Annotated in this window: 17 protein-coding genes; 5 read left to right on the top strand and 12 right to left on the bottom strand. The window is 60.0% G+C overall.

The window, feature by feature from the left end; genetic code table 11:
- Window positions 1-4 precede the first annotated feature (4 nt).
- On the top strand, window positions 5-1093 hold the full coding sequence (locus J3R84_RS37435) for an ABC transporter ATP-binding protein (RefSeq protein ID WP_057207705.1): 1089 nt from the start codon (window positions 5-7) through the stop codon (window positions 1091-1093).
- Window positions 1094-1293: 200 nt separating this feature from the next.
- Here J3R84_RS37435 and J3R84_RS37430 read toward each other — a convergent pair whose 3' ends face one another.
- The 12 genes from J3R84_RS37430 to J3R84_RS37375 form a co-directional block, all read right to left on the bottom strand.
- On the bottom strand, window positions 1294-2340 hold the full coding sequence (locus tag J3R84_RS37430; RefSeq protein ID WP_057213855.1) for an ABC transporter ATP-binding protein: 1047 nt from the start codon (window positions 2338-2340) through the stop codon (window positions 1294-1296).
- A 23-nt stretch (window positions 2341-2363) separates the two neighbouring features.
- Window positions 2364-4085, bottom strand: coding sequence for a glycoside hydrolase family protein (locus tag J3R84_RS37425; RefSeq protein WP_203529072.1), 1722 nt, complete (start codon window positions 4083-4085; stop codon window positions 2364-2366).
- 3 nt (window positions 4086-4088) lie between these two features.
- Window positions 4089-4982 carry a carbohydrate ABC transporter permease gene (locus tag J3R84_RS37420; protein ID WP_057207702.1) on the bottom strand — a complete coding sequence of 298 codons (894 nt, stop codon included), beginning with the start codon at window positions 4980-4982 and terminating at the stop codon, window positions 4089-4091.
- Window positions 4975-5910: a carbohydrate ABC transporter permease gene (locus J3R84_RS37415; RefSeq protein WP_057207701.1), complete on the bottom strand. Its 936-nt coding sequence runs from the start codon at window positions 5908-5910 to the stop codon at window positions 4975-4977. The genes J3R84_RS37420 and J3R84_RS37415 overlap by 8 nt, the downstream gene beginning before the upstream one ends.
- Before the next feature lie 105 nt (window positions 5911-6015).
- Entirely contained in the window at window positions 6016-7308 is a 1293-nt protein-coding gene (locus tag J3R84_RS37410) for an ABC transporter substrate-binding protein (RefSeq protein ID WP_203529071.1), read from the bottom strand.
- Between the two features lie 42 nt (window positions 7309-7350).
- Window positions 7351-8355, bottom strand: a complete 1005-nt coding sequence (locus J3R84_RS37405) for a LacI family DNA-binding transcriptional regulator (protein ID WP_057220960.1) — start codon at window positions 8353-8355, stop codon at window positions 7351-7353.
- 222 nt (window positions 8356-8577) lie between these two features.
- Window positions 8578-9951, bottom strand: a complete 1374-nt coding sequence (locus J3R84_RS37400) for an alpha-glucosidase/alpha-galactosidase (protein ID WP_203529070.1) — start codon at window positions 9949-9951, stop codon at window positions 8578-8580.
- 23 nt (window positions 9952-9974) lie between these two features.
- On the bottom strand, window positions 9975-11648 hold the full coding sequence (locus J3R84_RS37395; RefSeq protein WP_203529069.1) for an ABC transporter ATP-binding protein: 1674 nt from the start codon (window positions 11646-11648) through the stop codon (window positions 9975-9977).
- 13 nt (window positions 11649-11661) lie between these two features.
- The gene (locus tag J3R84_RS37390; protein ID WP_057207697.1) at window positions 11662-12789 is read right to left on the bottom strand and encodes an ABC transporter permease; all 1128 of its coding nucleotides are present in this window, start codon (window positions 12787-12789) and stop codon (window positions 11662-11664) included.
- Complete coding sequence (locus J3R84_RS37385) at window positions 12786-13799, bottom strand: ABC transporter permease (protein ID WP_057207696.1); 1014 nt, start codon at window positions 13797-13799, stop codon at window positions 12786-12788. The genes J3R84_RS37390 and J3R84_RS37385 overlap by 4 nt, the downstream gene beginning before the upstream one ends.
- Before the next feature lie 111 nt (window positions 13800-13910).
- Window positions 13911-15995, bottom strand: a complete 2085-nt coding sequence (locus J3R84_RS37380) for an ABC transporter substrate-binding protein (protein ID WP_203529068.1) — start codon at window positions 15993-15995, stop codon at window positions 13911-13913.
- Window positions 15996-16131: 136 nt separating this feature from the next.
- A complete protein-coding gene (locus J3R84_RS37375) occupies window positions 16132-17604 on the bottom strand; it encodes an alpha-glucosidase/alpha-galactosidase (protein WP_203529066.1) in 1473 nt (490 codons plus the stop codon).
- A gap of 190 nt (window positions 17605-17794) precedes the next feature.
- On the opposite strand from J3R84_RS37375, the gene J3R84_RS37370 reads away from it, so the two are divergent.
- The 4 genes from J3R84_RS37370 to repC all read left to right on the top strand — a co-directional run bounded on the left by J3R84_RS37370 (window position 17795) and on the right by repC (window position 24039).
- Window positions 17795-18724, top strand: a complete 930-nt coding sequence (locus J3R84_RS37370; protein WP_107027794.1) for an AraC family transcriptional regulator — start codon at window positions 17795-17797, stop codon at window positions 18722-18724.
- Window positions 18725-20297: 1573 nt separating this feature from the next.
- Entirely contained in the window at window positions 20298-21506 is a 1209-nt protein-coding gene (repA, locus tag J3R84_RS37365; RefSeq protein ID WP_057207692.1) for a plasmid partitioning protein RepA, read from the top strand.
- 94 nt (window positions 21507-21600) lie between these two features.
- A complete protein-coding gene (gene repB, locus J3R84_RS37360; RefSeq protein WP_057207691.1) occupies window positions 21601-22617 on the top strand; it encodes a plasmid partitioning protein RepB in 1017 nt (338 codons plus the stop codon).
- 204 nt (window positions 22618-22821) lie between these two features.
- Complete coding sequence (gene repC, locus J3R84_RS37355) at window positions 22822-24039, top strand: plasmid replication protein RepC (protein WP_203529065.1); 1218 nt, start codon at window positions 22822-22824, stop codon at window positions 24037-24039.
- Window positions 24040-25720 lie beyond the last annotated feature (1681 nt).

Genomic DNA, 25720 nt, shown 5'->3' with positions numbered 1-25720 from the left:
CGCCATGGCCGAAGTCCGTCTTACCGACATTCGCAAGCGCTTCGGCGCGCTCGAAATCATCAAGGGTGTCGATCTGTCGATCGATGCCGGAGAGTTCGTCGTTTTCGTTGGCCCATCGGGCTGCGGAAAGTCGACGCTGCTGCGCATGATCGCCGGTCTGGAGGACATCTCCTCCGGCGAACTCACAATCGGCGGCGAAGTCATGAACGACGTTGACCCCTCCAAGCGCGGCATCGCCATGGTGTTTCAGTCCTATGCGCTTTATCCGCACATGACGGTGCGTGAGAATATGGGCTTCGCGCTCAAATTCGCCGGTATGGCAAGAGAGGAAGTCGATAGCCGGGTCAACGACGCGGCACGAATTCTCGAGCTTGAACCGCTGCTGGATCGCAAGCCGAAAGCGCTCTCGGGTGGTCAACGGCAACGCGTCGCGATCGGCCGCGCCATCGTGCGCAATCCGCTCGTCTTCCTGTTCGACGAGCCGCTGTCGAACCTGGACGCCGAGTTGCGTGTGCATATGCGCGTCGAAATCGCCAAGCTGCACAAGGAACTGAAGTCGACCGTCATCTACGTGACGCATGACCAGGTGGAAGCGATGACGCTGGCCGACAAGATCGTCGTCCTGCGGTCGGGTGTCGTCGAACAGGTGGGCGCACCGCTCGATCTCTACGACGACCCGGCAAACACCTTTGTTGCCGGCTTTATCGGCTCACCGCGCATGAACTTTCTGAAAGGCCATGTCGCAAACGTCGCAGACGGCCGCGCGACTGTGGCACTCACGAGCCAGCCCGGTGTCGCGTTGACTCTACCCGTTACATCGACATCTGTTGCCATCGGCGACGTCGTCACGCTTGGAATTCGCCCCGAGCATTTTCTCGCTGAAGGCAAGGGTGATGTTGATCTCACAGTCAAGGTCGATGTCGCAGAGCACCTCGGCAATACCAGCTATGTCTACGCTCATGTCTCGGACAGCGAGCGGATCATCATCGAACACGGTGACGTCCGCAACATCGCAAGTCGCGAAACCCTCAGCATCGGCATCGCCGCATTACGGTCCTTCCTGTTCGACAAGGATGGCATCCGTCTCAGATAGCGAAATCGGTGGCTCCGTAGCAGAGGCGATCGTTTTCCTAGCCTTTTCGGCTCGACCGATGGTCGCGCGTCATCGCCGCTCGAAGGAAGGGGTAACGGCTGTCCTGCCCCCGTCCGACCTCGAAGAAGCGCCGCTTGCGCGCAAGTGATCGAACTGTGCGCAAGCGGCGTCGAAACCCGTCAACTGACGAAACCATTGTCTCAGTTCAATCGCGAGCCCTGTGACGAAAACAGGTGGATTTTCGCCAGATCAGGGGCGATCGCCACGGTCTGCCCGGGTCGAAGCTCCATTCGATCGCGGATCACCAATGTCGTATCGAATGCGCCCAGCTTGACGACCAGATGCGTCTCGGCGCCAGTCGGCTCCACCACGCCGACTGTCGCTGGAATGCCGCTCTCGGCAATAGCCAGATGCTCAGGCCGGATGCCATAGGTGTGCGCAGCACCGCCGGAATAACCCGGCGGCAGCGGAAGCGTTTTGCCGTCCTCTGTGACGAACTGCCCATCGAGGATCGAGCCGTGGAAAAGGTTCATGGCGGGCGAACCGATGAACGTGGCGACAAAGGTGTTTACGGGTCGATCATAGAGGTCGAGCGGCCGGCCAATCTGCTCGACCACACCACCACGCATGACGACGATCCGGTCTGCCATTGTCATTGCCTCGATCTGATCGTGCGTGACGTAGACTGTCGTTGTCTTCAGCCGCTGGTGCAGATCCTTGATTTCGGCACGCATGGTTACGCGCAGTTTGGCATCGAGGTTCGACAGCGGTTCGTCGAACAGAAACACCTGGGGATGACGGACGATCGCACGGCCCATCGCCACGCGTTGGCGCTGGCCGCCGGAAAGTTGCTTCGGCAGGCGGTCGAGCAAAGGTTCGAGTGCCAGGATATCGGCCGCCTCCTTTACCCGGCTTTGGATCGCGGCCTTGTCCTGTCCCTTCAGCTTCAGCGCAAATCCCATATTCTCCGCCACAGTCATATGCGGATAGAGCGCGTAGCTTTGGAAGACCATGGCGATATCGCGTTCTTTGGGCGCGATATTGTTGACGATGCGGCCGCCGATGCGGATCTGGCCACCGCTGATGTCTTCGAGACCGGCAAGCATACGCAGCAATGTCGACTTGCCGCATCCAGAGGGCCCGACGAGTGTGACGAACTCGCCATCCTCGATGTCGATGGAAACATCGTGAATAACCGGAACGGCGCCATATTGCTTTCTAACCTGTTCGATCGTGACAGATGCCATTGCTTATTCCTCCCCTTGCGCGATCACAGTTCGAGTTGCCAGATCGTGGCGGCGGTAATGTTGCCCGCGGGCGCTGATAGGCGTGCCGTGCTGACGGCGGCAAAGCCTGGCAGACGTTTCGTTCCCGTCCAGCGACCGTTGTCGGCGAAGACCTCAATCGAGCCGACATCGAGGAAAATACGCAGCGTCGACGGTTGCGCCCCGCCAGCGATGTAGCGCGGTGCGCCCTTGCCGTCCGGCAGGTCGTAGTGAATGATCAGGCCTTCCGCTCCGAGCTGAACGCCGAGGCCAACGTCCGGATGATCAAGCTCGAGATGAAACTGCGCACCCGGCCCCGCGAGTTCGATGACGATCTCGACCGCCCCGTTGTTAAGGCCGACAGGCTCCTGCCCCTTGAGTTTGTTGTCGTCGATCAGGTCACGACGCAGCGTCGCAACCGTTTCGACCGGCGGCGTCAGCAATGCGTCCTTTTCCAGCAGTAGCTGGCGAGGCAGTGTCATTGCCGTTGGAAAGTCTACTTTTTTTGACACCTCGGTCCAGTTGGCAAGCCAGGCGATGCCGATTGGCCCGGATCGATCGACGAATGCCTGGAAAGCATAGGCATCGGTCGCGAAATCCAGTTCCTGCTCGAATTCCTTGACGAAGCTGCGGCCGTCGAAGCGGCCGACAGTCGCCGCTGTGATGTTCCGGCGGCCGGTCTGCGGGTCGCGGCTCGTCAGCAGTCCGAAGATGAGCGCCCAGCGCGTTTTCGGATCATCAGCCGGGCCGTCGAGCGGCACGATGCACGGGCACTCCGCCGCCGTCATCCCGTACCGGTCTTCCCGGTGGATAATGCCGACAAAGGTCCAGTCGGAAGCACCGTTCGGATCGCCACTTTCGTAGAGCAGGACGACGCCGCCGGCGCGGTCGCGGCTGCCGATCAACATTTTCCAAAGGTGGTCCGGGCCCTTGAAGACATAGGGGTCGCGAAAGTCGAGCGTCAGGTCAAGGCCGGACGGCCGGTGGGCAAGAATGATCTCTTGCGCGCCGGCCGTGATTTGGTCGTGCGATACCGCCGTCAATTGGATCTGCTCTTCGGGTTCCCGGTCCTTGACCTGCTCCGTGAAGAAGACACGGATACCCGGTTCACCTGACGATAGCGGAATTGCCGAGCCGGAAAACGCCCCGCCGCGGCCATCGGCGCGGGCCGAAAGGTCCGAGGAGGGAAACAGGAAGATCGGCAAGTGTCGCCAATGAATGTAGTCATCCGATACGGCATGGCCCCAATGCATGGTGTTCCAGCGCAGGCTGTGCGGATAGTGCTGGTAGAAGAGATGGACATGGTCGCTGAAACGGCCAAACCCGTTGGGATCGTTCATCCATCCGAAGGGTGGGCGGAAGTGGTACCCGCCGACGACCGTCGGCGCCGCATTTTCCCGGCTGCTGTGCAGGATCTGAACGCCCTCGGTCAGCACATTCTGGTGCTGAAAGGCATAGGCAACGGAGACCTGCGTTGTGGTCGGATCATAGGAGAGAACGGTTCGACCGCCCTGCCCCAGGTCCAGGCTGCGCTGCTCGAATTCGTCGCTGTTGGACGCCATCAGACGGTCGATTTCGCGGCCGGCGACGGTCGCTTTGATCTCGGCCGATGTTCCCATCTGTCTCGCTTTGAGCCAGATGTGGATCGTGGTCGCATCCGCAAGGACTGCGCTGATGTTCTCGACGTCTGCCGCGGCGGCCGAAGCGATTTCTGCATGCGTTGTCATTGATCAACCTTTCACGGCCGAACCAACGAAGGAACTTACGAACCAGCGCTGGAAGGCAAGATAGAGGGCGAGGATAGGCAGCATCATCAACACGGATGCCGCCATAGCGCGGTCCCAATAGATGCTGTCCTGGCCAAAGAACGTAGCGATCGCGACGGCTATGGGCCGCGCATAGTCGGTCTGGGTGACGAGGATCGGCCAAAGGTACTGGTTCCAGCTCTCGATCCCCATCAGGATCGAGACAGTGGCAAGTGCCGGCAGGCTGAGCGGCAGGAAAATCGACCGGTAGATGCGAAAGATCGATGCTCCGTCGATCTGCGCGGCCTCGAAGAGCTCCTTCGGAAGCTGGGCAAAGAATTGGTAGAAGAGGAAGATATAGAGCGGGCTAGCGATCCAGGGCACGATCTGCACGGCGAATGTATCTGTTATTCCGGCGCGTGACACCATGATCACGAGCGGCATGATGATGCTTTCCTGCGGAATGACGTAGAGGGCTATGACCAGCGAAAGGATAACTGCGCGGCCGCGTACGGAGCCCCAGGCAAGGACAAAGCCTGCCATAGAATTGACGATCAGGCCCGACCCGACCGTCAGCGCGAGGATGATTAGCGAATTCAGCAGATAGCGCCCAAAGGCAAGCTCGCCTGAGAAATTGCCGACCTCCGCAAAGTTGGCGAGCGTCGGATCGGAGACCCAGAACGCCCTGAAACTCCCCATGTCGGCCAGGATCTGGAAACGATCGTCCTTCAGGCTGGCAATCAGCAGCATGAACAGGGGGGAGACGATGACGAGCGCGATAACAAGGATGCAGGCCGTCTGGACGATGCGCAGCGAACCAACGGCCGAGCGGGTGTGCATCGCCTGAGCGTGTGGTGTGGAAATTGCGATATCAGACATCGAAACGCCTCAGAAGTTGACGCTGAAGCAGCGCGATAACGAGAACGATGAGAAAGAGAATGACCGATACGGCCGAAGCATAACCGAGCTTCTGCTCCTCGAAGCCGGAACGCACCATGTAGTGGACAACGGTCTCCGTGCTGCTCTTGGGACCGCCTTGGGTCAGGATGGCAACCTGGGTATAGAGCTTGAATGCCTGGATTGTCGTAATCACCAGCACGAAGACATGGGTCGGCCGCAAGCCTGGCATGGTCACATGCCAGAAGCGCTGCAGCGCGTTCGCGCCGTCGATCCGCGCTGCGTCGTAGAGTTCATCCGGAATGGACTGAAGGCCAGCGAGATAGACAATCATCTGGAAGCCGTAGGCCTGCCAGGCCGACAGCAGCACGATCGAGAACATTGCCCAGTTGGGGTCCCCGAGCCAGTCGATCGGTTCGATGGCTCCGCCCGACAGGAAACCGATCACCTGGTTGAATGGTCCGGTCGGGTACTGAAAGAGCGTTCCCCAGATGACGCAGACGACGACCATCGACGTGATCGCTGGCAGGAAGAACAGTCCGCGAAAAAGATTTCGAAACGGCATCTTCTGGTGCAACAGCAGTGCGGTGGCAAATGCCAGGCCGCATTGCACCGGCAGGATCCAGAAAGTGAAGCGCGAGACGTTCCAGAGCGATGTCCAGAAGAGATCGTCCCTAAAGATGCGCAGGAAGTTGCCGAAGCCAACAAAACGGACCGGCGTTGGCCGCGGGACCAGCGGTTGATTGGTCATCGCCGTCCAGAACGACAACAGGAACGGAACGATAAGGAATATCGTCAGCAGCACCACTGCCGGCGCAAGCATGCCCATCTCCTGAAGCAGCCGGCTCTTGTCCCGGCGCCAGGCGGGACGCGCTGCAATCGCCGGCTCGGCTGATTGTTGCAATGTCATATTCTCCTCCTCCTCCTCCTCCTCGGATCGATGCGCAGGCCGGCGACGGGTACGATGGCGTCAGACCGGCTGCGGCCGCACCATCGTGGTCCCGTCTTTGGTTGCCTATTGCTGCTCGTCGAATGGCGGGTACCCGTCGTTCTCCTCGATGTCTTCGTCGATCTTGGCCGCGGCCGCCGACAATGCCGTCTTGGCATCGCCCCCGTTGAAGATCTCGTCGACGGCCTGCATGAAGGTCGATGTGATGACTGGATAGGCCGGATGCGGAGGACGCGCGACCGCGGTCTTGGACGCCTGTTCGAATGCGACGGCGAGCGGACCACCGGTGTTGTACAAGGGCGATGCTGCCGCGAAGCTTTTCAAACCGGGATAGCCGGAATCGGCGATTGCATAATCCCGGTAGAGCTTGTCCTTCAGCATGAAGCTGACAAACTTGCCGGCGATGTCCGGATGCTCGGAGGCGGTCGTGATGCCCCAGATCCAGGTGCCGTTGGGGCTAGCACCCTTCGGCCCGAACTTCGGCAACGGCATGACGACGATGTCGTCCTTCATCGACGCGGCAGCTTCGGCGTAGAACCAGTGGCCCCCGAGTGCGAGCGCTGCAGGATGGCCCTCAGCGAAGAACTGGTTGGTGCCGGACGATTGCGGCACGACCCAGCCGTTCTTCACCCATGTCTGCATCATAGTCAGTGCCTTGACGCACGCATCGCTATCAAGGGTGCCCGTCGATTTCCAGGTCGTCCGATTGATCAGGTCGCAGCCCGCCGACTGCAGGATCGGGCCGTAGGCGTAGGTGATCCATTCGGTTTTGATGCCGTAACCGCGAAACGTGTCGATCGGCCACTTGACGCCATCGACCTTTGCCAGTTTTTCGAGGTAGCCTTCGAACTCTTCCTGGGTCCAGGCATCGTCCACGGACTTCGGAATGCGGGCGCCGATCGCTTCCAGATACTTCCTGTTGCCGTAGAGCACGACGGAGGAGTCGGTCAGGCCGATTGCATAGAGATCCTTGTCGATCGGATAGGTGCCCTGGGCGATGTTCGACGGGGTCATGTCATCGAGCACATCCTGATCGATCAGAGGCTTGATCGGCTGCAAATAGCCGGACCAGACATAGTTGGCGAGGAAGGGGGCATCGAGCTCCATGACATCAGGCAGTTGTTTGGACATGACCGCTGCGCTGAACTTTTCATTGTAGGCATCGTGCGGTGCGTAGATCAGCTCGACATCCACATCCGGATTGGCGGCTTCGAAGCGTTTGGCGACCTCGCCATAGGTCGAAACCCAGCCTGGGTCGCCTTGGTGCATGACATGCAAGACTGTCTTCGCCTCTGCACCCACGGCGGTGGCCATAAGGGCAACCGACCCCATTAACATTGAAAGTAAACGTTTACCCATTGCTGCAACTCCTCCTCAACAGGGTTTGGTCTTTCAGTTTGATCAGACGGATGAGCGCTCCACCAACTGGAACGCGAGTTTGCGCACCTCGCGGGGGGCGCTATTTTCGGCAAGCAGAATGTCTGCTGCCAGGCGGCCCATGGCACGGTGCGGCAATGCCATGGTCGTCAAAGGGGGATCGAGCCTGGTGGCAATGTCCACCTGGTTGTCGAAGCTTGCGACTGCGACGTCATCTGGAATTTGTGCACCCACCCGGCGCAATGCGGCGTAGACTTCCATGGCAACGCGATCGTTGCCGCAAAGGATCGCATCCGGGCGCTCCGGTCCGTCCATCAGCGCGGTTACGTGTGCAAGCACGAGGCTGTGCGCCCGGTCGCTATAGATCGCCCGGCGGACCGCCGGCAGGACGCAGGCACCACCTGCATCAAGCCCGGCTTCGTCAAGGGCACGCCGGAAACCGGCTTCGCGCAGCTCTCCTGCCAGAAGCCCCGGCAGGTTGATAAAGGCAATGTTCCGGCGGCCAGCCTCGATCAGATAGGTCGTGATCTCGTGAGCGGCAGCGATCTCGTCCGGCACCAAGGACGTCACTTTGCCATTGGCCTCACGGCAATTGATCATGACGCCGACCGTATCTGCGAACTCCGCCGGCAGCGATACCATCTTGTGATACATCGCGGCGTAGGCAATCGCGCGTGGGCGGAAGCGGCGCACCTCTTCAAGCACGGAGGCCACGTCGCGACCTCCGCCGAGCGTCATTGCAAAGACCGCCATGTCCGCCGCGCGGGCGGCACCATCCAGTCCGCGGATGATCTCGGTGGCGAAGGGCGAGGTGATCAAGTCATCGGCAACGACACCGATCAGTGGCATCCAACCCTGTCGCATGCCACGAGCGGCCAGGTTAGTGACGTAACCCAACTCTTCGGCGATTTCCTTGATGCGCAGTCGCGTTTGTTCCGACATCCGCGCCGAGCCGCCATGCAACGCGCCCGAAACGGTTTTGATGGAAACGCCAGCGCGTTCAGCAATATCGCTCAATGAGGTCGTCACGGGCAGGCCCTTGGGTTAACGGTTACCCAGTAACTACCCGATCGCGATAATTGAGTCAATCTCAGGCACCAATCAACTGCAGTAGGGGTTTGTAGCAAAGGGTTTATCACCCGCACCGGCATAGCATGTTGATTGCAACTGACCCGTCCGGCTGGCGACCGAAGGAAAGCCCCGGAACTGGGAGGTTCCGGGGCTTCCTCGCCGCGCGACCGGGAGAAAAAGCTACGCGGCGTGAACCTTTCTTTCGCTTCTTGCCCATTCCGGGATCCAGTTTCCGTGAGCGGCAAGCAGGTCGTCGGTGAGCGACCAGATCTGATCGAGATCGAGCTCGGCGGCCGTGTGCGGATCCATCATGGCCGCATGATAGAGATGCTCGCGGTTCTCCGTCAACATCGCCGCGACCGTCAGTTCCTGCACGTTGATGTTGGTGCGGATCAGTGCGGTCAACTGCGGCGGCAGATCGCCGATAAAGGTCGGCTGTATGCCGTTTTCATCCACCAGGCATGGCACTTCCGCTGCGCAATTGTCGGGCAACGAGGTGATGCAGCCATTGTTGCGCAGGTTGCCGTATATCACCGAGGGCTCGCCGGTCCAGACGGAGTTCATGATTGAGGAGGCATACTCCTTCGACGGCTTGACCTCGATCTTGTCGGCGGAGCGATAGGCCGCCGCCTGCCCTTTCCAACGCTCGATCTGCTCGATGCAGCGCTTGGGATATTCGTCGAGCGGGATGCCGAATTTTTCGATCAGATCGTCGCGGCCTTCCTTGATGAAATAGGGCGTGTATTCGGCGAAGTGCTCCGAGCTTTCGGTGACGAAATAGCCGAGCCGCGTCAGCATCTCGTAACGCACCTTGTTCCGGCAACGCGGATTCCAATGGCTGGGCTTCGGGAAGCGGCCTTCGCGATAACCGCGCAGGAGATCTGGATAAAGGTTGCGATAGGATCCGTCCGGCTGGCGGTGCTCGAATTTGAGGAAGAACGCCATATGGTTGATGCCGGCCGAGCGGTAGCGGATCTCCTCGTAAGGAATGTTCAGATCCTCGGCGAGTTCCAGCGCCGTGCCCTGCACGGAGTGGCAAAGGCCGACCTGCTTGATCCGGGGATATTTCTCGGCGATCGCCCAGGTGTTGATCGCCATCGGGTTGACGTATTGCAAGAGGATTGCCTCTGGGCAGACCTCGGTCATGTCGGCGCAGATCTTCCACAGATGCGGCACGGTGCGCAGCCCGCGCATAATGCCGCCGACGCCAAGTGTGTCTGCGATCGTCTGACGCAGGCCATACTTCTTCGGCACTTCGAAATCCGTGACCGTGCAGGGCTCATAGCCGCCGATCTGGAATGCGACGACGACGAAGTCGGCACCATCGAGCGCCTTGCGCTGGTTGGCGTGCAACTCGATGGTCGCTTTGGCGCCGAGCGTTGAGATCAGTTTTCGTACGACGACTTCGCTTTCCTCGAGCCGTTGCGGATTGATGTCCATCAGCGCGATCTTTGCATCCGACAGGGCCGGACGCTGCAGAACGTCGCCGATGATGTTCTTCATGAACACGGTCGAGCCGGCGCCGATGAAAGTGATCTTGGGTTGTCTGGTCATGGATTGCCTCTGCTTTCTGACGATCATGCTGCCACATCGAAGGCGGCTCGAACGAGCCGCTCCGTGTAGGCGGTCTTGGGATTGGTAAGAATGTCGTTCACCGGCCCTTCCTCGACGATCTTGCCGTGCTGCATGACCACGACGCGGTGGCAGAGTGCGCGCACGACCTTGAGGTCATGGGAGATGAAGAGGTAGCTCAGGCCCCGCTCATCCTGCAGTCGGCGCAAGAGATCGATGATCTGCGCCTGAACGGAAAGGTCGAGCGCCGAGGTCGGCTCGTCGAGCAGGATGAATTCCGGCTCGAGCGCGACGGCGCGGGCGATGGCGATGCGCTGGCGCTGACCGCCGGAGAATTCATGCGGGAAGCGCGACAGGATATTGCCCGGCATGCCCGCCGCGACCAGCGCATCCACGACCCGGTCGAGCCGTTCCTTGCGGTTCTGCCCTATCCCGTTGACGACGAGCACCTCCTCGATGATCTGGCCCACCGACATACGCGGGTTGAGCGAGGCAAAGGGATCCTGGAAGACGATCTGCATGCGCGAGCGCAACGGCCTCATTGCGGTGCGGTCCTTGTCGTGGATCGGGACGCCGTCGAAGAAGACTTCGCCGCCATCGGTGTTGATCAGGCGGATCAGAGCCTGTCCGAAGGTTGTCTTGCCCGATCCGGATTCGCCGACCACTCCGAGCGTCTCATGTTTGCGCAGATTAAGGCTGAGACTGTCGACGGCAACGAGCTCGGAAAGCTGGGGTCGGAACAATCCGCCCTTCTTCAGCATGAAGGATACGCGGACGTTTCGTCCATCGAGTATGATCGGCACATCGTCCGGCAGCGGATTGGCCGCCCCCGATGGTTCCGACGACAAAAGCCGCTTCGTGTAGGGATGCAGCGGATTGCCGAATAGAGCGGCGGTGGTGTTGTGTTCCTTCACCTCGCCATGCTGCATGACATAGACGTAGTCGGAAAACTGCCGCACCACGGTCAGGTCATGGGTGATCAGGATCACCGCCATGCCAAGCTCGCGCTGCAACTCGCGGATCAGGTTGAGGATCTGCGCCTGAACGGTGACGTCGAGCGCCGTCGTCGGCTCGTCAGCGATCAGCACGTCAGGCTCGTTGGCAAGCGCCATGGCGATCATGACCCGTTGGCGCTGGCCGCCGGAAAGCTGGTGCGGATACTGATTGAGCCTGAGCTCGGGATCCGGGATCCTCACATGGCGCAGCAATTCGATGGCGCGCTCGGTGGCCGCGCGCCGGCTGAGCTTGCGATGCGCCCGGATCGCCTCGACGATCTGCGCGCCGACCGTGTAGACGGGATTGAGCGAGCTCATCGGCTCCTGGAAAATCATCGCCAGGCGATTGCCGCGCAGGCCCCGGCGCTCACGCGCGGAAAACTTGAGCACGTCCTTGCCGTCATATTCGATGCGGGACAGCGAGGCGATCGTCGCGCGTTTCGACAGAAGCCCCATAATGGTGCGCGCCGTCACCGATTTGCCCGAACCGGATTCGCCAACGATGGCGATGGTCTCGCCGCGATAGAGCTGGAAGGACACGTCCTTCACCGCCTCTACCGTGCCGTGTTCGACCTTGAAGTTGACCGCGACGTTGCGCGCGTCGATGACCGGCTTGCCGTCTCGGCTCGAAAGGTCCTTCCTTTCGACGGGAGCAGCGGCCATGAAGTCGATCGTTTCTGCCATGAGACGCTCCTCCTCAATAGGGGTCGATTGCATCGCGCAGGCCGTCGCCCAGCGCATTAAAGGCGAAGACTGTGACAAGCACGAAGGCAACGGGCGATAGAATCCAGGGATAGGACCCGATGACCGAATAGGTGGCGGTGTCCTGCAGCATCAGTCCCCATGAAATCAGCGGTGGCTTGACCGCAAAACCGAGGAAGCCCAGGAACGATTCCAGCAGGACCACCTGGGGGATCGACAGGGTGACGGCGACGATCACATGGCTCATCACGTTCGGGAAAATGTGCTGGAAGATGATGCGCCGATCGCTGGCGCCGACGGCGATGGCCGCCCGCACATAGTCGATACGGGCGAGCGCCAACGTCTTGCCGCGAACCTCGCGCGACATCTGCGCCCAGCCGAGCGCCGACATGACGATGATGACGAAGGCGAGGAACACATTCGTTGGCGCCGTTACCGGGATCAGCGACGTCAGTGCCAGATAGAGCGGCAATTGCGGAAAGGCCAACACCAGCTCGACGAAACGCTGTGTCCAGGCATCGAAGCGCCCGCCGAAATAGCCCGAAGCCATGCCGACGGTGGTGCCGACGACAGTGACGATCGAGACGACGACCAAGGCGATCATCAGCGAAATACGCGATCCATGGAGAATGCGCGAGAGCACGTCGCGGCCGAACTTGTCGGTTCCGAGCAGGTGGACCGGTGAACCGTCGATCGCGCCGAAAAGGTGCCGCTCGGCCGGGATCAGGCCGAAGAGCCGATAAGGCGATCCCTTGACGAAGAAACCGAGGACCTGCGGATTGGCATAGTCCGGGCCGATCTTCGGCTGGAAGGTGATGGGATCGAGCTCTTCGGTCTCGCGCAGCGGATAGCTGCGCGGCGGGAAGGCGAAATCGCCGTTCTGATCGCTGAAGCTGATTGCCTGCGGCGGTGCGAAGCCGACACCGGTCGCCTTCGGATCAACCGGTGACAGGAAATCGGCGAAAATCGCCATGACGAGCAGCAGACCGACAAGGATCAGTCCGAGCATCCCGGTCCAGGAGCGTTTGAGCCGACGCCAGACGAGCGCCGAATAGCTTTCGTTGTGCTGTTCGTCCTTGGGGTCGACGGCAAGGGGAATGGCGCTATGCATCTCGATGGTCATGCGTGGGCTCCTCCCCCCATGCGCACGCGCGGGTCGAGAGCGGCGAGCAAGAGGTCTGCGATGATGTTGCCGAGGATCAAAGTCGCCGAGAGCACCAGCATGAAGGTTGCGGTGACATAGACGTCTCCCACCCACATGGAGCCAACGATGGCGGGACCGACTGTCGGCAGCGCGAAGATGATTGCGGTCTCGATTTCGCCGGTCAACATGTAAGGCAGGACGACGCCCTGATACATGATCAGCGGATGCAGGGCGTTGGGCACGGCATGGCGCATGACCACGGCCCCTTCGCTCAAACCCTTGGCCCGGGCGGTCTCGACATATTGCGCATTTAGCGTGTCGAGCAGATTGCCGCGCATCACGCGCATATTGTAGGCGAGGCCGCCGAAGGTTGCGATCGCCACGACCGGCCAAACATGTTTGATGAGATCGACGAACTTGCCCCAGGACCAGGGCGCGCCGCCATAGCGGGCGGAGTGGAAGCTGTTGATTTCGCTGACATTAAAGTGGAAGACGAGGACATAGACGATGATCAGCGCCATCAGGAAGCGCGGCACCGTCATGCCGAGGAAGGAGACGGTCGAAAGTAGGCTGTCGATCCAGGAATATTGCCGGGTCGCTGCAATGATGCCGAAGGAAATGCCGATAACCGACGCAAGGATATGGCAGACGAGAGCAAGCACGAGCGTGCGCGGCAAGCGCTCGCTGACGACATCGGCGACGGGCTTGTTGTAGTAGAGGCTGTGGCCGAAATCGCCGCGCGTCAGAATGCCTGTCATCCAGGTGACGTATTGGACCGCCATCGGCTTATCGAGACCATGCTCCTTGCGATAGGCCTGGGCCTGCGCATCGGCCTCCTCGAAGGACGCCCCGCCCTGGTTGATGAGCTGCGAGCGGATGTAGTCGCTATAGTCTCCCGGCGGCGCCTGGATGATGGCGAAGGTCGCTACGCTTAGGACCAGCAGGACCGGAATGGCAGAGGCGATGCGGACAAGCAGAAATCTGAACATGCCGTTTCCTTCTGTCGGATGGACTTGCAGTGCGCCGGCTAGAGACAGCGCACCGGGTGAATGCGGGTGCCTCCTCCGGCCCGAGATCGGGCCGGAGGAGGCGAGGTCTCGTTAGTTGCTCGGCCCGCTCTCACCAGGCTTGCCCGGAAGCTGTTCGGCGAAGAGTTCGAAGTCGGCCTGCTTGTCGGCCGCCACGAAGACCCGCTCGCGGATGATTGTGTCTTCAGCCCAGTTGAACATCAAAATGGGCGCGCCTGTCGGAATGTTCGAGAAGCGCTTGTTGATGATCAGCGCGCCGGGATATTCGGTCAGACCAACGGTATCGACATTGGTCGTTGCGACCTTCTGATACTGCTTCATCAATTCCGCGCGCTCGGCGTTGTCGTTGGTCGCGATGAACTTGTTGACGATGTCGACAAGCTCCTTCTCGAACGGCATCAGGTCAGGAACACCGCCTTCCGGAGCGCGATGGTGCCAGCTCGTTCGCGGGCCGGTTGCCGCGAGTTGCGGGGTGTTTTGAACGACGGAGGCAAACTCCGCCTGATTGCGGTGCACCATCCAGTCGAAGCGACCGGAATAGTTGGCCGCGTCGCGCTGCTTGCCGTCCATCGCATTGAGCACGACGCGCAAGCCAAGCTTCTCCATCTGCCCGATGATGCCCTCGGCCAGATTCCTGTCTGTGCCTGTGTCCGAGCCCACGAGCAGCACGATCTCGACATCGCGCCCACCGAGCTTGTCGGACGGGAAGTTGACAAAGCCGTTGCCGTCGGTGTCCTTGAGGCCGACCTTCTCGAGCAACGCCTTCGCACCGTCGAGGTCATAGGGATAATAGATCGTGGACTGCCGGTCGTAGAAGCTCGTGCCGGAGGAAATGCCGCCCGGATAAATCGCCGTGAAGGGTCCCTTGACCAGAGCCTCACCGAGCTTTTTCCGGTCGACCGCCATGGTCACCGCCTTGCGGAAATCCTCGTTGCGGTTGAGTTCGCGCACCGCTTGGGCCCGCTCGTCTGGCTCACCCCAGCCATTGGCCGAGAAGTTCATGTGCATGTTGTAGCCGATGAGACGCGGACCGAACGCAAGCCGTGCGGGGGCTGCCTCGTCGGCTGCGCGCTTCAGCGATTCGACGAAGTTTTCCGGCTGTTCCAGGTTTGAGAAATCGCCCGAACCGGCGACGGCCTGCACGTCGCGGTCGGCCCAGGTCGAGAGCTTGTAGTGAAGCTCGTTGAGGTAAGGCAGCTGGTTGCCGGCCTCGTCGACCTTCCAATAGTAGGGGTTGCGGCGCAGCACGATGATGTCGTCCGGCCGATAGGCGACCGGCACCCACGCACCCATCACCGGTATATTCATGTATTCCGCCGGAAAGCCGTTCTTGTACTGGTCATAGGTCGTGCCAGCATATTTTGGATGTTTGGTCTTGAGGATATGCGACGGGCCGGGGCAGAAGGTGCCATAGGCCATGGCATAGAGGTGCTGGCGCGGGAAGGCCTCCTTGAAGGTCCATTCGACCGTATACGTGTCGATCTGCTTCAGCGTCGTTCCCTCGCCGAAGGTCTCAGGCGTCGCGCCGTTCAGGGGCGTCACGCTCGGATCGAGAACATTGTCCTCCCAGTAGAACATCACGTCCTCGGCGTCGAAGGGATCGCCGTCCGACCATTTCGCGCCCTCGACGAGATGCATGGTCAGCTTGTGACCGTCCGCGGACCAGTCCCAGCTCTTTGCAAGGTTCGGCAGCGGTTCGACGTCCTTCGCCTCCACCTGGAAGAGCGGCGCCGTGCGCGTCAGACATTCCGACATGCCGATATCGATGCCGCCCCAGCCCTGGCTTTGGCCGGCGCTGTAGTTCCAGCCCTCCGGCCGGCCGCCGATCACGTGGCGCAGCGTGTCGCCATAGACGCCGACGCCGTCAGGCATGTTGCCGGTCTGAAAGACCATCGGCTCCTTCGGCAGGCGCTCGGCGACCGGCGGCAGCTTGCCGGCCTTCACGTATTTTTCCGTAACCCAGGTCGGCTCCTTGTATTCCGGCAACGCCTTGAACTCGGCGATCGAGTCGCGTGGCACGAAGGTGATCTTGCCCTGCGCCGGAAACGGTGGCTGCTCGGGCACGACAGTCGGCTCCGATGCGGCCGCCTGCAGCGCGAAGCTTGAGATGCCGACAAGCAGCAGGCTCGCCATTTTTGTCAGTCGGTGGCTGTTCATGGTCTGTGGTTCTCCCTCATGTATCTGCCACGCCGAAAGGTGGCCTCCTCCTAGAAAGTCTCAGAATGTCCCGCGGGGGCGGGCATGTGGCGGCAAGCGGGGTCCGCGTCTCCTCACGCAGTGGCCCCGCCGGCCGTCAACCGGCAGCGCGGGCTTTGGTCTCGTGTCGCTCGGCGCGGATCTCGTCCACCGAGCGCACCTGGCGTCGTGCCGCCCCGTTCCAATCGCGGGTCTTGACGGTCGCCCGGCTCAGGCGCTCTCTGGCACCGTCGATCGCGTGGGCGTATTGCGGTAGCCATTTGGCTTGTGCGACGACCATCTCGTCGACCATCTGCCAGACCTCCTCTGGCGTACAGATGGCGCCAACCAGCGGATCGTGCAGCATCGCCAGCTTGAGCAGATCGAGATCGCCTGAAATGGCCGCATGCACCGACATACGCTGGACATTGATAGAGGACAGGCAGGTGGCGGCGCAGGCCTCGGGAAGCGTGATGCCCGAGACCATGTTGATGCCGAAGCGATCGACGAAGCCGGGAGACTCGATGATCGCATCGGCAGGCAGATTGGTGATGACGCCGGTATTCTTGACGTTGAAATGGCCGCGATAGACGCGCCCCGTCTCCAGAGCCTCCAGGATGTGGCTGGCGTGCTCGTTCGAGCGCTTTGTCGCATCGATCGGACGCCGGGCATCCTCCAGGAACTGCGGGAACTCGGTTTCGAACCAGTTGCGGGTTTCCGTCGAATAGCGGAGGTAGCCGCCGGTTTCGCCATGGATCCAGTCCGACATGTCGATCCAGCGGGTGATCTCATCCGGACGCTTGCGATACCAGGGAAGGTATTCGGAGAGATGGCCGTTGCTCTCGGTGGAATAGACCCCGAAGCGCTTCAGCACGTCGATCCTGAGCTTTTCCTGCTTCGAGAAGACCGGATGAGCCTCGAAGGCGGCGACAAGTTCGTCCTTGCCGATCTTGCGACCGCGCAGCCTGATGTCGACGAACCACGTCTGGTGATTGATGCCGGAGCAGATGAAGTCGAGTTCGCCCTCCCCGGCGCCGAGGATCTCGGCGATCTGCTCGCCGCCATGCTGGACGCCGTGGCAAAGCCCGACCGTGTCGACCTTACCGTACTCGATCGCCGCCCAGGTGTTCATCGCCATCGGGTTGGCATAGTTGAGGAACTTCGCGCCCGGCTCGGCCAGTTCGCGGATGTCCTTGCAGAAATCGAGGATGACCGGAATGTTGCGCTGGCCATAGAGTATGCCGCCGGCGCAGATCGTATCGCCGACGCACTGGTCGACGCCGTATTTGAGCGGGATACGGATATCATCGGCATAGGCACTGAGCCCGCCGACCCGCACGCAGCTGATGATGTAGCGCGCGCCTGAGATCGCTTCGCGGCGGTCGGTGGATGCTGTGACCCTGGTCGGCAAGTTGTTGGCTTCGACGATCTTGTCGAGGATCGACTTGATCATGTCGAGGTTGTGCGCGCTGACGTCTGTGAGCGCGAACTCGACATCGTGGAACTCCGGAACGCAGAGAATATCGGTAAAGAGCTTCTTGGTGAAACCAACGCTGCCGGCGCCGATGATGGCAATCTTGAAGTTACTCATGCTGTCCTCGTCGCTGTTCGTTCAACCGAATAAAGGCGGTCTGGGTAAAATTGGTGCGCCGACAAGGTTGCGCCAAAGCGCGGTTCCCTCCCGGTTTACTCCCACGTGCCGCCTGAAATCGGCCGTCTTGCCTTGTTGTGGGGCATTATGCGTATAATGTTTGGCGTCGCCAGAGAGGTATTGTGCTTTCATGGGTAATTCTATGCTGAAACGGCTGATCGAGAATGGCCCTGCCATGAAGACGGTCTCGCTACCGCGCGGGCGTCACAGCCTGCACACCATGCCGACCAGCACGGGCTATGAGATCCGCACGGACGGAAGTTACGATTGGGATGGTCGCAAGCGGGGACAGACACCGTTTACCGTGCTGCAGTATACGATCTCAGGCGCGGGAAACCTGCGCTACGAAGCGCGCAATCACCGTGTGCGCGAGGGCGAAACGCTTCTCTTGCTGGTGCCGCACAACCATCGCTACTGGCTCGAGCAGAATGGTCGGTGGGAGTTCTTCTGGATATCGATGAACGGCGAAGAGGCACTGCGCATCCACAAGGCCATTCTTTCGACAACCGGCCCAATCCTGAACCTGAAGCCCGAGACAATCGAGCATCTGGCAGACTGCAGTTTGCGGCTGATTTCAGGCGGCGGCGAAGCGCCGGGCAGCGCATCGGCAATCGCCTACGAGGCCGCAATGGCACTCTATGACGACGTCTTCGGCGCCCATCCCGTATTCAGCCAGGAATACCGGACAATGCAGCATGTCATTCAACATATCATGGCGAACCTTGCGCATCCCCTTCCCGTCGAGACGCTTGCCGAAGTGTCTGGGCTCAGCCGCGCGCACTTCTCGCGCGTGTTTGCCGCTAGCGAAGGCATGCCGCCCGCGGAGTTCGTGCTGCGCAAGCGATTGCAGCGGGCAACGAAACTTTTGACAAAGGCGGCACATCTCTCGGTCAAGGAAGTGTCGATCATGTCCGGCTTCGAAGACCCGAACTATTTCGCCAAAGTGTTTCGACGCTATTTTGGTGCGAGTCCCACCGAGTTCCGTACGACCGGGATGTATTCGAGTGTCGCGGCGAAAAGCCAGGAAGCGGTCAATCACTCTCGTGGGGAAAACGAATAGCCAACGTTGCGGCCAGCGTGCTTTACGTCACAATCTCGCCTTCTAGGCCAATGGCCCGCCCCATCCAGCGATGCGAAATTGCCGAACTGACAATCTTCCTTGAGCTCTCTCTGCACCGGTTCTGCGCGTTCAATGCGCTGCTTAACGCTTGGAGCTTTTAAGTGCCGGTCAGCCAGGGGATCGCTTCGCACCAATCGTTTGCCTGTCCTGGAGCGGACAAGCAACGCAGCATACGCATAGCTGCATTGCACAAAAAATGTTTTCCAAATGATCAAAAAACGATCATAACGCTCACAGCTGATGCACATGGCGGCTTCTCCTCCCAGTGCCGCCGCAGCAGCTGTTCCCCTCTGGAGGTTTTATGACCTTCACACTTCATGGGCCGCGGTTTTCCGCAGGCCCATTTTTTTTGCCAAAATTTTGGCCGGCCCGATCAATCGGCGCGACCGGTCAGCGCAGAAACCGGTTGCCATTCGTGTCCGACGATGGCTCCTCCCACCTGACACTCCCTTGATCGCGCTTAATGCCAACCGGACGGCCGCTGGCAAGCAGCCCTAGGATACAGCCGCGCAGGGATCAACTAGCTGTGTCGCAGAGGGTCTTCTTCTTCGGAAATGCGTCGCCAACGTCGATCGGCTGATCGACTGAAGCGAAGTGTGCGCTAAAGCCATGCCCGGAGAGCTGCGTCGTGCGCGATTTATGATTTCGGCTTTTGTCGGTCAAAGTCTCGAACTGACATAGCCTCGAGCTACGCCTTGACCAGTGTGGTTGCCCGGTGCGCTTGGCGCCCATGTCGCTCTGCAGTACGACATGTGGCCGCACTTGTTTTGCCCGGAAAGGCGAGTCGGCTTGCAAACCTCAGGCCCGTCTGCAGTCGGCAAACACGTGTTGGATTATCTAGGGCCGACTAGCCTCGAGGATTAGCTCCTCTGCCCCAACGGGCTCTGCTTGCAGATCGGGTTCGGGACTCAGATCCAGTTTCCCCCAGATCGATGTCTTTTGGCTATCGGCCTTCACCTTGCGGGACGGCTTTATCTCAACAATAAACGGCTTTGTCTGCTGACGCATAGATCCTCCAAGCGACGAATCGCGTTCAAACGATACCGATTGGGCAGGCGGAAGCAACTGCCAGATCAGGTGAGTTCACCGCCACCCGGCAGAACACATCGCCGTGGAAGATCGGGTGACCACGCGGTCCCACTCAGCCGCTGACGCTCTTCCGGCTCAGTGCGAATCAATTGATTTGGCTGCGGAAGTAGACTGCCGGGAGCGGCGATTTCGCCGTTTTGCCCTGTTGGCCGTGTCAGTCAGTGCAAGAAACGGTTGACAACGCCACGTGAAGGGCCCGCAAAAGCAAGGGATTGTTGGGCGGAAAGGTGACGCCAAAGTGCCGCCAAGCTGCTGATAAGTATACGGAATGCGTCAAGGAGAAAGCAGTGGGATGCCGCTTCCGCTGCAACTGCTAAGTTCTTGTTATCCCTAAAGCGGCTTGTCGACCGACAACGAATCGTGTCTCTACTTCCAGACGGAAACAATGCGTCAGACGCGAAGAAACCGTTTTGAAGAGACCCCGATGTTGAAGCCCGCGAATCCCCAGGTTGAAAACGAGACGACTTCCGAGCGTATCACACGCCAGGCGACCGCGCTTTCGGACCGTCTGCGGGCCGTTGGTGAAATTGCTTTTCCGCCGAAGGCGATGAAGAGCCTGAGGTCGTTTACCTCAGGAGAGGTCGCGCAGATCGTTGGTGTATCGGACGGTTATCTCAGGCAATTGTCCTTGGACGGTCTCGGGCCGATGCCGGAACTGGGCACCGCTGGTCGCCGTTCCTACACACTGCGCCAAATCAACGAGCTTCGCGCCTATCTTGCCGAAGCACGCCCGAAGGAAGCCTTGAAGTTCTGGCCGCGCCGCCGCGTAGGTGACAAGCTCCAGATCATCAGCGTCGCCAACTTCAAGGGCGGCTCAGCCAAGACGACGTCATCGCTATACCTCGCACAGGGGCTGGCGCTGCAGGGTTACCGCGTTCTGGCGATCGACCTCGATCCCCAGGCGTCGCTGTCTGCCATGTTCGGTTACCAGCCGGAATTCGACATTGCCGAAAACACCACCCTCTACGGCGCGATCCGCTACGATGAGGAGCGGGTCAACATGCGTTCGGTGATCCGATCGACCTATTTCGAGGGCATAGACCTCGTCCCGGGCAATCTCGAGCTGATGGAGTTCGAGCATGAAACCCCGCGTGCAATGGGCAAACGATCCGGACCCGAGGATCTGTTCTTTCGCCGCGTCGCTGCCGCGATCGATGAAGTCGAAGCGGACTATGACGTCGTTGTCATCGACTGCCCGCCGCAGCTCGGCTTCTTGACCATGGGCGCCCTCAATGCGGCAACCGGCATGCTGGTGACGATCCACCCGCAGATGGTCGATGTCGCATCGATGAGCCAGTTCCTGTTGATGACAGCCGATCTCATCGCGGTGATCGAGGATGCCGGCGCGCATCTGAACTACGATTTCATGAAATTCGTCGTGACCAGGCACGATCCGCGCGACGTGCCCGAGCAGGAGATCGTCGGACTGTTGCGCGACCTCTTCGGAAGCGATGTCCTCAGGGCTACGGCATGGAAGTCGACGGCCATTGCCAATGCCGGCCTTACCAAGCAGTCGCTGTTCGAATTGTCGAAAGGCGCCGTCGGGCGGTCCGTTTATGACCGAGCCATGGAATCCGTCAACGCGGTCAACACCGAGGTGATCGACCTGATTTCGAAGGTATGGCAGCGATGAGTGATTGCTCCTATTCCGTGCCAGTACTCTTTCCCCTTGGGCGGGGAATGTTGTCTACAGACAACGCCTCGCCTGTAACGAGGAGGTCTCTCCGTTGAGCAAACGCACCCAGTCCATTCGCTCGATGTTTTCCGGCCAGAGCGAGCACTCCGTTGATGGTGACATCAAGCGGCCGGCGCTGCCGCGTATGAGCTCCGGCGCAGTCCGCTCGCTCAAGGACACCTTTTCGGACGTCGAGAAGGAGTATGAAGTTCTTCGCGCAAAGCTCGCGTCGGGCCAGCTCGCCGTAGAGATCGACCCCACCTTGATCGACCCCTCGCCTTTGGCCGATCGCTTCAGCGAGCAGGACCCAGCCAGTTTCGAGGCGCTGATAACTTCGATCCGGGAAAGAGGACAGGAAATTCCCGTCCTCCTTCGCGAGCATCCTTCTTTATCCGGTCGCTACCAGAGCGCCTACGGACATCGGCGCATTCGCGCCGCTCGTGCGCTCGGCATTCCCGTCAAGGCCTATGTGCGCTCGCTGAGCGATGAAGATCTAGTCGTGGCGCAAGGTGTGGAGAACTCCGCCCGCGAAGATCTGAGCTTCATCGAACGCGCGGTATTTGCTTGCCGTTTGGAGGATGCCGGCTTTGCCCGTGCGCTGATCCAGTCGGCACTTTCTGTCGACCGGGCTGAAGTTTCCAAGCTGGTCGCTGTCGCACGCGCATTGCCGCGCGAACTTGTGGACGCCATCGGGCGGGCACCGAAAATCGGTCGAGGCCGCTGGCAGTCACTGGTTGATGCGATCGGCAACGAGCCGGCATTGAAGCGCGCCTTGGCGGTTGCAACCAAAGCCGGCTTTACGACACGGGAAACGGATGACCGCTTTATGCTGGCCTTTGCGGCCGCGACAAAGTCCGAAAAAGGGCCAGCCGCTGGGCTTGCACCTGAGACTGTCACTAGTGGATCGGGTGCGGAGATCGGAAAAGTGGCCACGAGCGACAAGCAATGGCGCCTGTCGATCCGGCGCGATCGGCATGACGGATTTGCAGATTATCTGACGGCGAAATTGCCCGAGCTGTTTGAAGCTTACGAGGCGGCGCTGGAGAAAACGCAGAGCAGCGCCGAATAGGGCGCCGTCCTGAAGACTGAAAATATAGAGGAGCAGCACGGCAAAAGAAAAAAGGCCCCCGAAACACCGTCTCTGAAGGCCCTTTCTCGTCATTTGGCGATTTCGAGATTCGCACTTCCGGGATTCACAGTCAAGACTCTCTTCGGAGATTTGGCGCCGTTTCGGTGACCGGCATTCCTTTGCCTGAAAAAAGGTAAGGCTGAAATGGACAGGTTATCCGTAACGACGCCATTCGGGCGGCGGCCGATGTCGCTTGCCCTGGTGAGGGGACAAATCAGATCGTCCGGCATCAAAGCCGGAAAAACCGTCGACAAGTGGAAGGTGCTTCGCGACGTATGCGAGGCACGGACCCTTCTTGGCGTCCAGGACCGCGCTCTGGCTGTGCTGAACGCACTTCTGTCATTCTATCCGCAGGGCGAATTGGCTGAGGGCAATGACCTCGTCGTGTTCCCGTCGAACGCCCAGCTGACCCACCGCGCCAATGGCATCGCCGGCAGCACGCTACGCCGCTGCCTTGCTGCATTGGTGGAGGCGGGCCTGGTTTCGCGCAAGGACAGCCCCAATGGCAAGAGATATGCACGCAAGGACGGCGAAGGCGGCATAGAGGAGGCCTACGGCTTTGATCTCGCCCCGCTTTTGGCCCGCTCGGAAGAACTGGCAGGCCTGGCCCAGGAAGTTGCGGCAGAACGCCGGCGGTTCCTGATCGCCAAGGAGCGTGTCTCATTGTGCCGCCGGGATGTTCGCAAGCTGATTACTGCCGCGATCGAGGAGGGGGCATCCGGCGATTGGGGGCACGCCGAAGACATGTTTGTCGCGCTTATCGCACGAATTCCACGCCGACCGAGCCTCAAGGATTTGCTGGCCATTGCCGACGAGATGACGCTTTTGCACGAAGAAGTCGTCAACATGCTGGATGATAACGCGATTTCCGAAAATATGGCTAGCAATGATGGTCTATCTGAGCAGCACATACAGAATTCAAATCCCGAATCCTTCAATGAACTTGAACCAAGCTCTGAAAAAGAGCAGGACGAAAAGCCGAGGGCGAAAAGCGGAGCAAAGCCGAAGGGCGTACAGCCATTCCCGTTGGAGATGGTTTTGCGGGCCTGCCCCGAGATCAAACCTTTCGGCCCGGACGGCGTGGTTTCGAGTTGGCGTGATCTGATGATGGCCGCGGTGACCGTCCGCTCGATGCTTGCGGTCAGCCCGTCGGCCTATGAGGAAGCGTGCGAGGTGATGGGGCCGGCGACGGCTGCGTCCGTGGTGGCTTGCATGTACGAGCGGTCCGGACACATCAATTCGCCCGGCGGTTATCTCAGAGATCTGACAAACCGGGCGCGGCGCGGGGAGTTCTCGCTCGGGCCGATGCTCATGGCACTGCTTCGTGGGGCGCCGACATCCAATCTGGCTTCTGCGTCGTGAGCCGGGCTGCGGTTGGGCAGACTGCTCTCGGCTTGACACTTCCCTACGTGAACTGCACCTAGCCGGTGACAGCGATTTGCCATCGGTCAGTTAGTGTTTGCCACACCCGGGTCCGGCCATTGCTTCGAAAGGTTTGACATGCAGGTCGCCGTTTGCGGAGGTTTGGTCTCGGCTGTCGGCGTCACCACAGCAGTCGCCCTCCCCTCCTCCTCTTTAGTCTTGGTAGAGGATGCAGTTAGCGCGATTGCTGCGACACCACCGGGAGGTAGACAGTCGGGGTTGACGGCTTGTTGCCAACAAACGAGCTTCCGACAAGGAGATAGGCCGAAAGTGCGAGGACCGAGATGAGTAAGATACCAACGGGCAGGCCGCCGGAGGTGTGACGTTCTGGCTTTAGGTAGTTTCTTTCACCCAACATAGCGAACTCCATTTGCACGACCGGAACGGGGAAAGGGTGCAGGTGGTTCCCGGGAAACGGGCGGAGCTGAGGGACAGGTTCTGAACCTGCGGCCGACATTTTAGCACCATGAGCGGTGTCTCGCCTGAGACCGCAGGTAGCATGTGGCCCGGATATTTAGATTGTTCGCGCTTGTTCGTAGCTAATTCGGGCGCTTTCAAACAGGTGGCGCCGAAATATGCCGACAAAGCCTTCGCCCTGGTCGCTCAAACGCAGATTCCCGAAGTCCGGCGCTGCTCCGTGGGGAACGCGGTCTTCAGGCTGAAGGGTCCCTGAGACCTATCAGTCAAGTGATTCACACGGGATCGGCGTGCGCAAGCGGTTGTCGTTTACCGGAACAGACCTATGGAAAAATGAGCCGATGGCGGCGGCTCCCGACAAGTGGCTCGATCGCACGCCTTGACATGGTCCGTATTTGTTGCCTGCGCAATTGAGGTCTTTCGACCTTCACTATTCAGCGCGATCGGTGCTTAAGCACGAGAGCGGAAAAAGGGCATCGATGCGCAGGGTTCAACATGATTGGAAGCGACTGTTGCGAGAGCCCAACAGTGAGCTGCCAGCACTGCGACCGACTGTTGGGCTCCGCATAATCGCACGAGCATCTCGAGATCGGCGTGCGATATGTGAAGGACTTCCACCTGGGCCCGTCTCCCTCGAGGCAAACTGCTCGTGGGGTCGAAACAACTCCGGCGCTCACCGGCGCTTTTACAGTTGCCGACGTCCGAAACCGTCCTTGGTTATGACGGCAGCAAACACAAGTGGCGGGAAATATGACGAAAGCATCGCAAGATATCAGCGGCGAGAGGCAAGTGTCTTTTCGCAAAGGCCTGTGATGATTGGCCATGGCGTAGGCACCGTCGCAGGAGATCGACCACGACCGGCATTTGAGCCGCATCTGTTTTTCGGGCTACCATTTGGGGCTCGAACAATCTGTCGGATCGACCAACGCTCGACGGCGTATTAACAACTGCTTGTTTAGCGGTCGAATTTGATACGGTTCAGACATGCGACCTCAAGCGCACCTCCGATGTATACCGCGCAGCAGCCTCGTCGAGAGGTTCCGTTGACAGTCACGGTTGCGTGACTGCGTGCGGAAAACGGCGACATCGCTCACGCTATCACCGACCACTCGAACGAGTGCCAGTTGAAGAGCGACGATCTCATTTCCAAGGACATCCTGCCAATCACTCAAAGGCTCGACGGTCGAGCCGGTCATTCGCGCTG

Origin of the sequence: Ensifer canadensis, assembly GCF_017488845.2 — a bacterium.
In the GTDB taxonomy this organism is placed as follows: domain Bacteria; phylum Pseudomonadota; class Alphaproteobacteria; order Rhizobiales; family Rhizobiaceae; genus Ensifer; species Ensifer canadensis.
This window is presented reverse-complemented; position numbering and strand designations above follow the sequence as displayed.

What these genes read in the sequence shown, in the direction of transcription:
- J3R84_RS37435 (WP_057207705.1), top strand. Translation starts at nt 5, where the DNA reads ATGGCCGAAGTCCGTCTTACCGACATTCGCAAGCGCTTCGGCGCGCTC.
- J3R84_RS37430 (WP_057213855.1), bottom strand. Translation starts at nt 2,340, where the DNA reads ATGGCATCTGTCACGATCGAACAGGTTAGAAAGCAATATGGCGCCGTT.
- J3R84_RS37425 (WP_203529072.1), bottom strand. Translation starts at nt 4,085, where the DNA reads ATGACAACGCATGCAGAAATCGCTTCGGCCGCCGCGGCAGACGTCGAG.
- J3R84_RS37420 (WP_057207702.1), bottom strand. Translation starts at nt 4,982, where the DNA reads ATGTCTGATATCGCAATTTCCACACCACACGCTCAGGCGATGCACACC.
- J3R84_RS37415 (WP_057207701.1), bottom strand. Translation starts at nt 5,910, where the DNA reads ATGACATTGCAACAATCAGCCGAGCCGGCGATTGCAGCGCGTCCCGCC.
- J3R84_RS37410 (WP_203529071.1), bottom strand. Translation starts at nt 7,308, where the DNA reads ATGGGTAAACGTTTACTTTCAATGTTAATGGGGTCGGTTGCCCTTATG.
- J3R84_RS37400 (WP_203529070.1), bottom strand. Translation starts at nt 9,951, where the DNA reads ATGACCAGACAACCCAAGATCACTTTCATCGGCGCCGGCTCGACCGTG.
- J3R84_RS37395 (WP_203529069.1), bottom strand. Translation starts at nt 11,648, where the DNA reads ATGGCAGAAACGATCGACTTCATGGCCGCTGCTCCCGTCGAAAGGAAG.
- J3R84_RS37390 (WP_057207697.1), bottom strand. Translation starts at nt 12,789, where the DNA reads ATGACCATCGAGATGCATAGCGCCATTCCCCTTGCCGTCGACCCCAAG.
- J3R84_RS37385 (WP_057207696.1), bottom strand. Translation starts at nt 13,799, where the DNA reads ATGTTCAGATTTCTGCTTGTCCGCATCGCCTCTGCCATTCCGGTCCTG.
- J3R84_RS37380 (WP_203529068.1), bottom strand. Translation starts at nt 15,995, where the DNA reads ATGAACAGCCACCGACTGACAAAAATGGCGAGCCTGCTGCTTGTCGGC.
- J3R84_RS37375 (WP_203529066.1), bottom strand. Translation starts at nt 17,604, where the DNA reads ATGAGTAACTTCAAGATTGCCATCATCGGCGCCGGCAGCGTTGGTTTC.
- J3R84_RS37370 (WP_107027794.1), top strand. Translation starts at nt 17,795, where the DNA reads ATGGGTAATTCTATGCTGAAACGGCTGATCGAGAATGGCCCTGCCATG.
- repA (WP_057207692.1), top strand. Translation starts at nt 20,298, where the DNA reads ATGTTGAAGCCCGCGAATCCCCAGGTTGAAAACGAGACGACTTCCGAG.
- repC (WP_203529065.1), top strand. Translation starts at nt 22,822, where the DNA reads ATGGACAGGTTATCCGTAACGACGCCATTCGGGCGGCGGCCGATGTCG.